This is a genomic window from Escherichia sp. SCLE84, from assembly GCF_012584495.1.
Classification (GTDB): domain Bacteria; phylum Pseudomonadota; class Gammaproteobacteria; order Enterobacterales; family Enterobacteriaceae; genus ECMA0423.
In genome coordinates this window covers 2,422,819-2,436,118 of sequence record NZ_CP051430.1, presented here as the reverse complement: position 1 = coordinate 2,436,118, position 13,300 = coordinate 2,422,819, and the positions used below count along the sequence as shown (strand labels likewise).

The 13,300-nt window shown below is 53.4% G+C and carries 10 protein-coding genes; all 10 read left to right on the top strand.

Annotated features, from left to right (window positions below):
• Window positions 1-5 precede the first annotated feature (5 nt).
• Window positions 6-947: a bifunctional riboflavin kinase/FAD synthetase gene (gene ribF / locus HGD79_RS11930; protein ID WP_000767329.1), complete on the top strand. Its 942-nt coding sequence runs from the start codon at window positions 6-8 to the stop codon at window positions 945-947.
• A gap of 42 nt (window positions 948-989) precedes the next feature.
• Window positions 990-3,806, top strand: a complete 2,817-nt coding sequence (ileS, locus tag HGD79_RS11925; RefSeq protein ID WP_001286857.1) for an isoleucine--tRNA ligase — start codon at window positions 990-992, stop codon at window positions 3,804-3,806.
• Window positions 3,806-4,300: a signal peptidase II gene (lspA, locus tag HGD79_RS11920; RefSeq protein ID WP_000083369.1), complete on the top strand. Its 495-nt coding sequence runs from the start codon at window positions 3,806-3,808 to the stop codon at window positions 4,298-4,300. The genes ileS and lspA overlap by 1 nt, the downstream gene beginning before the upstream one ends.
• An 87-nt stretch (window positions 4,301-4,387) precedes the next feature.
• Window positions 4,388-4,837 carry an FKBP-type peptidyl-prolyl cis-trans isomerase gene (gene fkpB, locus HGD79_RS11915; protein ID WP_000004655.1) on the top strand — a complete coding sequence of 150 codons (450 nt, stop codon included), beginning with the start codon at window positions 4,388-4,390 and terminating at the stop codon, window positions 4,835-4,837.
• Window position 4,838: 1 nt separating this feature from the next.
• Window positions 4,839-5,789, top strand: coding sequence for a 4-hydroxy-3-methylbut-2-enyl diphosphate reductase (gene ispH, locus HGD79_RS11910; RefSeq protein ID WP_001166405.1), 951 nt, complete (start codon window positions 4,839-4,841; stop codon window positions 5,787-5,789).
• Between the two features lie 65 nt (window positions 5,790-5,854).
• Window positions 5,855-6,769, top strand: coding sequence for a ribonucleoside hydrolase RihC (gene rihC, locus HGD79_RS11905; protein WP_001239133.1), 915 nt, complete (start codon window positions 5,855-5,857; stop codon window positions 6,767-6,769).
• A 166-nt stretch (window positions 6,770-6,935) separates the two neighbouring features.
• Window positions 6,936-7,757, top strand: a complete 822-nt coding sequence (gene dapB, locus HGD79_RS11900) for a 4-hydroxy-tetrahydrodipicolinate reductase (RefSeq protein ID WP_000543605.1) — start codon at window positions 6,936-6,938, stop codon at window positions 7,755-7,757.
• 455 nt (window positions 7,758-8,212) lie between these two features.
• On the top strand, window positions 8,213-9,361 hold the full coding sequence (gene carA / locus HGD79_RS11895) for a glutamine-hydrolyzing carbamoyl-phosphate synthase small subunit (protein ID WP_000597260.1): 1,149 nt from the start codon (window positions 8,213-8,215) through the stop codon (window positions 9,359-9,361).
• Between the two features lie 17 nt (window positions 9,362-9,378).
• A complete protein-coding gene (carB, locus tag HGD79_RS11890; RefSeq protein ID WP_001126376.1) occupies window positions 9,379-12,600 on the top strand; it encodes a carbamoyl-phosphate synthase large subunit in 3,222 nt (1,073 codons plus the stop codon).
• Window positions 12,601-12,860: 260 nt separating this feature from the next.
• Window positions 12,861-13,256 carry a carnitine metabolism transcriptional regulator CaiF gene (gene caiF, locus HGD79_RS11885; protein WP_000333120.1) on the top strand — a complete coding sequence of 132 codons (396 nt, stop codon included), beginning with the start codon at window positions 12,861-12,863 and terminating at the stop codon, window positions 13,254-13,256.
• The last annotated feature ends 44 nt before the right edge of the window (window positions 13,257-13,300 follow it).

Here is a 13,300-nt window from a genome sequence, read left to right as displayed (position 1 = left end):
CAGACATGAAGCTGATACGCGGCATACATAATCTCAGCCAGGCCCCGCAAGAAGGGTGTGTGCTGACTATTGGTAATTTCGACGGCGTGCATCGCGGTCATCGCGCGCTGTTACAGGGCTTGCAGGAAGAAGGGCGCAAGCGCAACTTACCGGTAATGGTGATGCTTTTTGAACCTCAACCACTGGAACTGTTTGCTACCGATAAAGCCCCGGCACGGCTGACCCGGCTGCGGGAAAAACTGCGTTACCTTGCAGAGTGTGGCGTTGATTACGTGCTGTGCGTGCGTTTCGACAGGCGTTTCGCGGCGTTAACCGCGCAAAATTTCATCAGCGATCTTCTGGTGAAGCATTTGCGCGTAAAATTTCTTGCCGTAGGTGATGATTTCCGCTTTGGCGCTGGTCGTGAAGGCGATTTCTTGTTATTACAGAAAGCTGGCATGGAATACGGCTTCGATATCACCAGTACGCAAACTTTTTGCGAAGGTGGCGTGCGTATCAGCAGCACCGCTGTGCGTCAGGCGCTGGCGGATGACAATCTGGCTCTGGCAGAAAGTTTACTGGGGCACCCGTTTGCCATCTCCGGGCGTGTAGTCCACGGTGATGAATTAGGGCGCACTATAGGTTTCCCGACGGCGAATGTACCGCTACGCCGTCAGGTTTCCCCGGTGAAAGGGGTTTATGCGGTAGAAGTGCTGGGCCTCGGTGAAAAGCCGTTACCCGGCGTGGCAAACATTGGAACACGCCCAACGGTTGCCGGTATTCGCCAGCAGCTGGAAGTGCATTTGTTAGATGTTGCAATGGACCTTTACGGTCGCCATATACAAGTAGTGCTGCGTAAAAAAATACGCAATGAGCAGCGATTTGCGTCGCTGGACGAACTGAAAGCGCAGATTGCGCGTGATGAATTAACCGCCCGCGAATTTTTTGGGCTAACAAAACCGGCTTAAGCCTGTTATGTAATCAAACCGAAACACGGAACCGAGAATCTGATGAGTGACTATAAATCAACCCTGAATTTGCCGGAAACAGGGTTCCCGATGCGTGGCGATCTCGCCAAGCGCGAACCGGGAATGCTGGCGCGTTGGACTGATGATGATCTGTACGGCATCATCCGTGCGGCTAAAAAAGGCAAAAAAACCTTCATTCTGCATGATGGCCCTCCTTATGCGAATGGCAGCATTCATATTGGTCACTCGGTTAACAAGATTCTGAAAGACATTATCGTGAAGTCCAAAGGGCTTTCCGGTTATGACTCGCCGTATGTGCCTGGCTGGGACTGCCACGGTCTGCCGATCGAGCTGAAAGTAGAGCAAGAATACGGTAAGCCGGGTGAGAAATTCACCGCCGCCGAGTTCCGCGCCAAGTGCCGCGAATACGCGGCGACCCAGGTTGACGGTCAACGCAAAGACTTTATCCGTCTGGGCGTGCTGGGCGACTGGTCGCACCCGTACCTGACCATGGACTTCAAAACTGAAGCCAACATCATCCGCGCGCTGGGCAAAATCATCGGCAACGGTCACCTGCACAAAGGCGCGAAGCCAGTTCACTGGTGCGTTGACTGCCGTTCTGCGCTGGCGGAAGCGGAAGTTGAGTATTACGACAAAACTTCTCCGTCCATCGACGTTGCTTTTCAGGCGGTCGATCAGGATGCACTGAAAGCAAAATTTGCCGTAAGCAACGTTAACGGCCCAATCTCGCTGGTGATCTGGACCACTACGCCGTGGACTCTGCCTGCGAACCGCGCAATCTCTATTGCACCTGATTTCGACTATGCGCTGGTGCAGATCGACGGTCAGGCCGTGATTCTGGCGAAAGATCTGGTTGAAAGCGTAATGCAGCGTATCGGCGTGACCGATTACACCATTCTCGGCACGGTAAAAGGTGCGGAGCTTGAGTTGCTGCGCTTTACCCATCCGTTTATGGGCTTCGACGTTCCGGCAATCCTCGGCGATCACGTTACCCTGGATGCCGGTACCGGTGCCGTTCACACCGCGCCTGGCCACGGCCCGGACGACTATGTGATCGGTCAGAAATACGGCCTGGAAACCGCTAACCCGGTTGGCCCGGACGGCACTTATCTGCCGGGCACTTATCCGACGCTGGATGGCGTGAACGTCTTCAAAGCGAACGACATCGTCGTTGCGCTGCTGCAGGAAAAAGGCGCGCTGCTGCACGTTGAGAAAATGCAGCACAGCTATCCGTGCTGCTGGCGTCACAAAACGCCGATCATCTTCCGCGCGACGCCGCAGTGGTTCGTCAGCATGGATCAGAAAGGTCTGCGTGCGCAGTCACTGAAAGAGATCAAAGGCGTGCAGTGGATCCCGGACTGGGGCCAGGCGCGTATCGAGTCGATGGTTGCTAACCGTCCTGACTGGTGTATCTCCCGTCAGCGCACCTGGGGCGTACCGATGTCACTGTTCGTGCACAAAGACACGGAAGAGCTGCATCCGCGTACTCTCGAACTAATGGAAGAAGTGGCAAAACGCGTTGAAGTTGACGGCATCCAGGCGTGGTGGGATCTTGATGCGAAAGAGATCCTCGGCGATGAAGCTGATCAGTACGTGAAAGTGCCGGACACATTGGATGTATGGTTTGACTCCGGATCTACCCACTCTTCTGTTGTTGACGTGCGTCCGGAATTTGCCGGTCACGCAGCGGACATGTATCTGGAAGGTTCTGACCAGCACCGTGGTTGGTTCATGTCTTCCCTAATGATCTCCACCGCGATGAAAGGCAAAGCGCCGTATCGTCAGGTACTGACCCACGGCTTTACCGTGGATGGTCAGGGTCGCAAGATGTCTAAATCCATCGGCAATACCGTTTCGCCGCAGGATGTGATGAACAAACTGGGCGCGGATATTCTGCGTCTGTGGGTGGCATCAACCGACTACACCGGTGAAATGGCCGTTTCTGACGAGATCCTGAAACGTGCTGCCGATAGCTATCGTCGTATCCGTAACACCGCGCGCTTCCTGCTGGCAAACCTGAACGGTTTTGATCCAGCAAAAGATATGGTGAAACCGGAAGAGATGGTGGTACTGGATCGCTGGGCCGTAGGTTGTGCGAAAGCGGCACAGGAAGACATCCTCAAGGCGTACGAAGCATACGATTTCCACGAAGTGGTACAGCGTCTGATGCGCTTCTGCTCCGTTGAGATGGGTTCCTTCTACCTCGACATCATCAAAGACCGTCAGTACACCGCCAAAGCGGACAGTGTGGCGCGTCGTAGCTGCCAGACTGCGCTGTATCACATCGCAGAAGCGCTGGTGCGCTGGATGGCACCAATCCTCTCCTTCACCGCTGATGAAGTGTGGGGCTACCTGCCGGGCGAACGTGAAAAATACGTCTTCACCGGTGAGTGGTACGAAGGCCTGTTTGGCCTGGCAGACAGTGAAGCGATGAACGATGCGTTCTGGGACGAGCTGTTGAAAGTGCGTGGCGAAGTGAACAAAGTCATTGAGCAAGCGCGTGCCGACAAGAAAGTGGGTGGCTCGCTGGAAGCGGCAGTAACCTTGTATGCAGAACCGGAACTGTCGGCGAAACTGACCGCGCTGGGCGATGAATTACGATTTGTCCTGTTGACCTCCGGCGCTACCGTTGCAGACTATAACGACGCACCTGCTGATGCTCAGCAGAGCGAAGTACTCAAAGGGCTGAAAGTCGCGTTGAGTAAAGCCGAAGGTGAGAAGTGCCCACGCTGCTGGCACTACACCCAGGATGTCGGCAAGGTGGCGGAACACGCAGAAATCTGCGGCCGCTGTGTCAGCAACGTCGCCGGTGACGGTGAAAAACGTAAGTTTGCCTGATGAGTCAATCGATCTGTTCAACAGGGCTACGCTGGCTGTGGCTGGTGGTAGTCGTGCTGATTATCGATCTGGGCAGCAAATACCTGATCCTCCAGAACTTTGCTCTGGGGGATACGGTCCCGCTGTTCCCGTCGCTTAATCTGCATTATGCGCGTAACTATGGCGCGGCGTTTAGTTTCCTTGCCGATAGCGGCGGCTGGCAGCGTTGGTTCTTTGCCGGTATTGCGATTGGTATTAGCGTGATCCTGGCAGTGATGATGTATCGCTCGAAGGCCACGCAGAAGCTAAACAATATCGCTTATGCGCTGATTATTGGCGGCGCGCTGGGCAACCTGTTCGACCGCCTGTGGCACGGCTTCGTTGTCGATATGATCGACTTCTACGTCGGCGACTGGCACTTCGCCACCTTCAACCTTGCCGATACTGCCATTTGTGTCGGTGCGGCACTGATTGTGCTGGAAGGTTTTTTGCCTTCTAAAGCGAAAAAACAATAATAAACCCTGCCGGATAAGGCCTACAGATTGCTGCGAAATCGTAGGCCGCATCCGGCAAAAATCCTCAAAATATAAGAGCAAACCTGCATGTCTGAATCTGTACAGAGCAATAGCGCCGTCCTGGTGCACTTCACGCTAAAACTCGACGATGGCACCACCGCCGAGTCTACCCGCAACAACGGTAAACCGGCGCTGTTCCGCCTGGGTGATGCTTCTCTTTCTGAAGGGCTGGAGCAACACCTGTTGGGGCTGAAAGTGGGCGATAAAACCACCTTCTCGTTGGAGCCAGATGCGGCGTTTGGCGTGCCGTCACCGGACCTGATTCAGTACTTCTCCCGCCGTGAATTTATGGATGCAGGCGAGCCAGAAATTGGCGCAATCATGCTTTTTACCGCAATGGATGGCAGTGAGATGCCTGGCGTGATCCGCGAAATTAACGGCGACTCCATTACCGTTGATTTCAACCATCCGCTGGCCGGGCAGACCGTTCATTTTGATATTGAAGTGCTGGAAATCGATCCGGCACTGGAGGCGTAACATGCAGATCCTGTTGGCCAACCCGCGTGGTTTTTGTGCCGGGGTAGACCGCGCTATCAGCATTGTTGAAAACGCGCTGGCCATTTACGGCGCACCGATATATGTCCGTCACGAAGTGGTACATAACCGCTATGTGGTCGATAGCTTGCGTGAGCGTGGGGCTATCTTTATTGAGCAGATTAGCGAAGTACCGGACGGCGCGATCCTGATTTTCTCCGCACACGGTGTTTCTCAGGCGGTACGTAACGAAGCAAAAAGTCGCGATTTGACGGTATTTGACGCGACCTGTCCGCTGGTGACCAAAGTGCATATGGAAGTCGCCCGCGCTAGTCGCCGTGGCGAAGAATCTATTCTCATCGGTCACGCCGGGCACCCGGAAGTGGAAGGCACGATGGGTCAGTACAGCAACCCGGAAGGGGGAATGTATCTGGTTGAATCACCAGACGATGTGTGGAAACTGACGGTCAAAAACGAAGAGAAACTCTCCTTTATGACCCAGACCACGCTGTCGGTGGATGACACGTCTGATGTGATCGACGCGCTGCGTAAACGCTTCCCGAAAATTGTCGGTCCGCGCAAAGATGACATCTGCTACGCCACGACTAACCGACAGGAAGCGGTACGTGCCCTGGCCGAACAGGCGGAAGTTGTGCTGGTGGTCGGTTCGAAAAACTCCTCTAACTCCAACCGTCTGGCGGAGCTGGCCCAGCGTATGGGCAAAAGCGCGTTTTTGATTGATGATGCGAAAGATATCCAGGAAGAGTGGGTGAAAGAGGTTAAATGCGTCGGCGTGACTGCGGGCGCATCGGCTCCGGATATTCTGGTGCAGAATGTGGTGGCACGTTTGCAACAGCTGGGCGGTGGTGAAGCCATTCCGCTGGAAGGACGTGAAGAAAACATTGTTTTCGAAGTGCCGAAAGAGCTGCGTGTCGATATTCGTGAAGTCGATTAAGTCATTAGCAGCCTAAGTTATGCGAAAATGCCGGTCTTGTTACCGGCATTTTTTATGGAGAAAACATGCGTTTACCTATCTTCCTCGATACTGACCCCGGCATTGACGATGCCGTCGCCATTGCCGCCGCGATTTTTGCACCCGAACTCGACCTGCAACTGATGACCACCGTCGCGGGTAATGTCTCGGTTGAGAAAACTACCCGCAATGCCCTGCAACTGCTGCATTTCTGGAATGCGGAGATTCCGCTCGCCCAAGGGGCCGCTGTGCCGCTGGTACGCGCACCGCGTGATGCGGCATCTGTGCACGGCGAATCGGGAATGGCTGGCTACGACTTTGTTGAGCACAACCGAAAGCCGCTCGGGATACCGGCGTTTCTGGCGATTCGGGATGCCCTGATGCGTGCACCAGAGCCTGTTACCCTGGTGGCCATTGGCCCGTTAACCAATATTGCGCTGTTACTTTCACAATGCCCGGAATGCAAGCCGTATATTCGCCGTCTGGTGATCATGGGTGGTTCTGCCGGACGCGGCAACTGTACGCCAAACGCCGAGTTTAATATCGCTGCCGATCCAGAAGCGGCTGCCTGTGTCTTCCGTAGCGGAATCGAAATCGTCATGTGCGGTCTGGATGTCACCAATCAGGCAATATTAACCCCTGACTATCTCGCTACTTTGCCGGAGTTGAATCGCACCGGAAAAATGCTTCATGCACTGTTTAGCCACTACCGTAGCGGCAGTATGCAAAGCGGTCTGCGAATGCACGATCTCTGCGCCATCGCCTGGCTGGTGCGCCCGGACTTATTCACCCTCAAGCCGTGTTTTGTCGCGGTAGAAACTCAAGGCGAATTTACCTCAGGCACGACGGTGGTTGATATCGACGGTTGCCTGGGCAAACCAGCCAATGTAAAGGTGGCATTGGATCTGGATGTGAAAGGCTTCCAGCAGTGGGTGGCTGAGGTGCTGGCTCTGGCGTCGTAACCTGTCACATGTTATCGGCATGCAGTCATTCATCGACTCATGCCTTTCACTGATATCCCTCCCTGTTTATCATTAATTTCTAATTATCAGCGTTTTTGGCTGGCGGCGTAGCGATGCGCTGGTTACTCTGAAAACGGTCTATGCAAATTAACAAAAGAGAATAGCTATGCATGATGCAAACATCCGCGTTGCCATCGCGGGAGCCGGGGGGCGTATGGGCCGCCAGTTGATTCAGGCGGCGCTGGCATTAGAAGGCGTGCAGCTGGGCGCGGCGCTGGAGCGCGAAGGATCTTCTTTACTGGGCAGCGACGCCGGTGAGCTGGCTGGTGCAGGGAAAACAGGCGTTACCGTGCAAAGCAGCCTCGATGCGGTAAAAGATGATTTTGATGTGTTTATCGATTTTACCCGTCCGGAAGGTACGCTGAACCATCTCGCTTTTTGTCGCCAGCATGGCAAAGGGATGGTGATCGGCACTACGGGGTTTGACGAAGCCGGTAAACAGGCGATTCGTGACGCCGCCGCCGATATTGCGATTGTCTTTGCCGCCAATTTTAGCGTTGGCGTTAACGTCATGCTTAAGCTGCTGGAGAAAGCAGCCAAAGTGATGGGTGACTACACCGATATCGAAATTATTGAAGCACATCATAGACATAAAGTTGATGCGCCGTCAGGCACCGCACTGGCAATGGGAGAGGCGATCGCCCACGCCCTTGATAAAGATCTGAAAGATTGCGCGGTCTACAGTCGTGAAGGCCACACCGGTGAACGTGTGCCTGGCACCATTGGTTTTGCCACCGTGCGTGCAGGTGACATCGTTGGCGAACATACCGCGATGTTTGCCGATATTGGCGAGCGTCTGGAGATCACCCATAAGGCGTCCAGCCGCATGACATTTGCTAACGGCGCGGTAAGATCGGCTTTGTGGTTGAGTGGTAAGGAAAGTGGTCTTTTTGATATGCGAGATGTGCTTGATCTCAATAGTTTGTAACCACAAAATATTTGTTATGGTGCAAGAATAACACATTTAATTTATTGATTATAAAGGGCTTTAATTTTTGGCTCTTTTATTTTTAGTGTTATGTTTTTAAATTGTCTATAAGTGCCAAAAATTACATGTTTTGTCTTCGGTTTTTGTTGTTTTAATGTAAATTTTGACCATTTGGTCCACTTTTCCCTGCTCGCTTTTATTTCATGCAATCTTCTTGCTGCGCAAGCGTTTTCCAGAACAGGTTATATGATCTTTTTGTCGCTTAATGCCTGTAAAACATGCATGAGCCACAAAATAATATAAAAAATCCCGCCATTAAGTTGACTTTTAGCGCCCATATCTCCAGAATGCCGCCGTTTGCCAGAAATTCGTCGGTAAGCAGATTTGCATTGATTTACGTCATCATTGTGAATTAATATGCAAATAAAGTGAGTGAATATTCTCTGGAGGGTGTTTTGATTAAGTCAGCGCTATTGGTTCTGGAAGACGGAACCCAGTTTCACGGTCGGGCCATAGGGGCAACAGGTTCGGCGGTTGGGGAAGTCGTTTTCAATACTTCAATGACCGGTTATCAAGAAATCCTCACTGATCCTTCCTATTCTCGTCAAATCGTTACTCTTACTTATCCCCATATTGGCAATGTCGGCACTAATGACGCCGATGAAGAATCTTCTCAGGTACATGCACAAGGTCTGGTGATTCGCGATCTGCCGCTGATTGCCAGCAACTTCCGTAATACCGAAGACCTTTCTTCTTACCTGAAGCGCCATAACATCGTGGCGATTGCCGATATCGATACCCGTAAGCTGACGCGTTTACTGCGCGAGAAAGGCGCACAGAATGGCTGCATTATCGCAGGCGATAACCCGGATGCGGCGTTGGCGTTAGAAAAAGCCCGCGCGTTCCCAGGTCTGAATGGCATGGATCTGGCAAAAGAAGTGACCACCGCAGAAGCCTATAGCTGGACACAAGGGAGCTGGACGTTGACCGGCGGCCTGCCAGAAGCGAAAAAAGAAGACGAGCTGCCGTTCCACGTCGTGGCTTATGATTTTGGTGCCAAGCGCAACATCCTGCGGATGCTGGTGGATAGAGGCTGTCGCCTGACCATCGTTCCGGCGCAAACTTCTGCGGAAGATGTGCTGAAAATGAATCCAGACGGCATCTTCCTCTCCAACGGTCCTGGCGACCCGGCCCCGTGCGATTACGCCATTACCGCCATCCAGAAATTCCTCGAAACCGATATTCCGGTATTCGGCATCTGCCTCGGTCATCAGCTGCTGGCGCTGGCGAGCGGTGCGAAGACTGTCAAAATGAAATTTGGTCACCACGGCGGCAACCATCCGGTTAAAGATGTGGAGAAAAACGTGGTGATGATCACCGCCCAGAACCACGGTTTTGCGGTGGATGAAGCAACATTACCTGCAAACCTGCGTGTCACGCATAAATCCCTGTTCGACGGTACGTTACAGGGCATTCATCGCACTGATAAACCGGCGTTCAGCTTCCAGGGTCACCCGGAAGCCAGCCCTGGGCCACACGACGCAGCGCCGTTGTTCGACCACTTTATCGAGTTAATTGAGCAGTACCGTAAAACCGCTAAGTAATCAGGAGTAAAAGAGCCATGCCAAAACGTACAGATATAAAAAGTATCCTGATTCTGGGTGCGGGCCCGATTGTTATCGGTCAGGCGTGTGAGTTTGACTACTCTGGCGCGCAAGCATGTAAAGCCCTGCGCGAAGAGGGTTACCGCGTCATTCTGGTGAACTCCAACCCGGCGACCATCATGACCGACCCGGAAATGGCCGATGCGACCTACATCGAGCCGATTCACTGGGAAGTAGTACGCAAGATTATTGAAAAAGAGCGCCCGGACGCGGTGCTGCCAACGATGGGCGGTCAGACGGCGCTGAACTGCGCGCTGGAGCTGGAGCGTCAGGGCGTGTTGGAAGAGTTCGGCGTGACTATGATTGGTGCGACCGCCGATGCGATTGATAAAGCAGAAGACCGCCGTCGTTTCGACGTAGCGATGAAGAAAATTGGTCTGGAAACCGCGCGTTCCGGTATCGCACACACGATGGAAGAAGCGCTGGCGGTTGCCGCTGACGTGGGCTTCCCGTGCATTATTCGCCCATCCTTTACCATGGGCGGTAGCGGCGGCGGTATCGCTTATAACCGCGAAGAGTTTGAAGAAATTTGCGCCCGCGGTCTGGATCTCTCCCCAACCAAAGAGCTGCTGATTGATGAGTCGCTGATCGGCTGGAAAGAGTACGAGATGGAAGTGGTGCGTGATAAAAACGACAACTGCATCATCGTCTGCTCTATCGAAAACTTTGATGCGATGGGCATCCATACCGGTGACTCCATCACTGTCGCGCCAGCCCAAACGCTGACCGACAAAGAATATCAAATCATGCGTAACGCCTCGATGGCGGTGCTGCGTGAAATCGGCGTTGAAACCGGTGGTTCCAATGTCCAGTTTGCGGTGAACCCGAAAAACGGTCGCCTGATTGTTATCGAAATGAACCCACGCGTGTCCCGTTCTTCGGCGCTGGCGTCGAAAGCGACCGGTTTCCCGATTGCTAAAGTGGCGGCGAAACTGGCGGTGGGTTACACCCTCGACGAACTGATGAACGACATCACTGGCGGACGTACTCCGGCCTCCTTCGAGCCGTCCATCGACTATGTGGTTACTAAAATTCCTCGCTTCAACTTCGAAAAATTCGCTGGTGCTAACGACCGTCTGACCACTCAGATGAAATCGGTTGGCGAAGTGATGGCGATTGGTCGCACGCAGCAGGAATCCCTGCAAAAAGCGCTGCGCGGCCTGGAAGTCGGTGCGACTGGATTCGACCCGAAAGTGAGCCTCGATGACCCGGAAGCGTTAACCAAAATCCGTCGCGAACTGAAAGATGCTGGCGCAGAGCGTATCTGGTACATCGCCGATGCCTTCCGTGCGGGCCTGTCTGTGGACGGCGTGTTCAACCTGACCAATATTGACCGCTGGTTCCTGGTACAGATTGAAGAACTGGTGCGTCTGGAAGAGAAAGTAGCGGAAGTGGGCATCACTGGCCTGAACGCTGAATTCCTGCGCCAGCTGAAACGCAAAGGCTTTGCCGATGCGCGTCTGGCAAAACTGGCGGGCGTGCGCGAAGCGGAAATCCGCAAGCTGCGCGACCAGTATGACCTGCACCCGGTTTATAAGCGCGTGGATACCTGTGCGGCAGAGTTCGCCACCGACACCGCTTACATGTACTCCACTTATGAAGAAGAGTGCGAAGCGAATCCGTCTACCGACCGTGAAAAAATCATGGTTCTCGGCGGCGGCCCGAACCGTATCGGTCAGGGTATCGAATTCGACTACTGCTGTGTACACGCCTCGCTGGCGCTGCGCGAAGACGGTTACGAAACCATTATGGTTAACTGTAACCCGGAAACCGTCTCCACCGACTACGACACTTCCGATCGCCTCTACTTCGAGCCGGTAACTCTGGAAGATGTGCTAGAAATCGTGCGTATTGAGAAGCCGAAAGGCGTTATCGTTCAGTACGGCGGTCAGACCCCGCTGAAACTGGCGCGCGCGCTGGAAGCTGCTGGCGTACCGGTTATCGGCACCAGCCCGGATGCTATCGACCGTGCAGAAGACCGTGAACGCTTCCAGCATGCGGTTGAGCGTCTGAAACTGAAACAACCGGCGAACGCCACCGTTACCGCTATTGAAATGGCGGTAGAGAAGGCGAAAGAGATTGGCTACCCGCTGGTGGTACGTCCGTCTTACGTTCTCGGCGGTCGGGCGATGGAAATCGTCTATGACGAAGCTGACCTGCGTCGCTACTTCCAGACGGCGGTCAGCGTGTCTAACGATGCGCCAGTGTTGCTGGATCACTTCCTTGATGACGCGGTAGAAGTTGACGTGGATGCCATCTGCGACGGCGAAATGGTGCTGATTGGCGGCATCATGGAGCACATCGAGCAGGCGGGCGTGCACTCCGGTGACTCCGCATGTTCTCTGCCAGCCTACACCTTAAGTCAGGAAATTCAGGATGTGATGCGCCAGCAGGTGCAGAAACTGGCCTTCGAATTGCAGGTGCGCGGTCTGATGAACGTGCAGTTTGCGGTGAAAAACAACGAAGTCTACCTGATTGAAGTTAACCCGCGTGCGGCGCGTACCGTTCCGTTCGTCTCCAAAGCCACCGGCGTACCGCTGGCAAAAGTGGCGGCGCGTGTGATGGCTGGCAAATCGCTGGCTGAGCAGGGCGTAACCAAAGAAGTTATCCCGCCGTACTACTCGGTGAAAGAAGTGGTGCTGCCGTTCAATAAATTCCCGGGTGTTGACCCGCTGTTAGGGCCAGAAATGCGCTCCACCGGGGAAGTGATGGGCGTGGGCCGCACCTTCGCTGAAGCGTTTGCCAAAGCGCAGCTGGGCAGCAACTCCACCATGAAGAAACACGGTCGTGCGTTGCTTTCCGTGCGCGAAGGCGATAAAGAACGCGTGGTGGACCTGGCGGCAAAACTGCTGAAACAGGGCTTCGAGCTGGATGCGACCCACGGCACGGCGATTGTGCTGGGCGAAGCGGGCATTAATCCGCGTCTGGTGAACAAGGTGCATGAAGGCCGTCCGCACATTCAGGACCGCATCAAGAATGGCGAATATACCTACATCATCAACACCACTTCAGGCCGTCGCGCGATTGAAGACTCCCGCGTGATCCGTCGCAGTGCGCTGCAATATAAAGTGCATTATGACACCACCCTGAACGGTGGTTTCGCTACCGCGATGGCGCTGAATGCCGACGCGACCGAAAAAGTAATTTCGGTGCAGGAAATGCACGCGCAGATCAAATAATAGCGTGTCATGGCGGATATTTTTCATCCGCTAATTTGATCGAATAAGTAATACGGTTCTCTGATGAGGACCGTTTTTTTTGCCCATTAAGTAAATCTTTTGGGGAATCGATATTTTTGATGACATAAGCAGGATTTAGCTCACACTTATCGACGGTGAAGTTGCATACTATCGATATATCCACAATTTTAATATGGCCTTGTTTAATTGCTTCAAAACGAGTCATAGCCAGACTTTTAATTTGTGAAACTGGAGTTCGTATGTGTGAAGGATATGTTGAAAAACCACTCTACTTGTTAATCGCCGAATGGATGATGGCTGAAAATCGGTGGGTGATAGCAAGAGAGATCTCTATTCATTTCGATATTGAACACAGCAAGGCGGTTAATACCCTGACTTATATTCTGTCGGAAGTCGCAGAAATAAGCTGCGAAGTTAAGATGATCCCTAATAAGCTGGAAGGACGGGGATGCCAGTGCCAGCGACTGGTAAAAGTGGTCGATATCGATGAGCAAATTTACGCGCGCCTGCGCAATAACAGCCGGGATAAATTAGTCGGCGTAAGAAAGACGCCGCGTATTCCTGCCGTTCCGCTCACGGAACTTAACCGCGAGCAGAAGTGGCAGATGATGTTGTCAAAGAGTATGCGTCGTTAATTTTATCTCGTTGATACCGGGCGTCCTGCTTGCCAGATGCGATG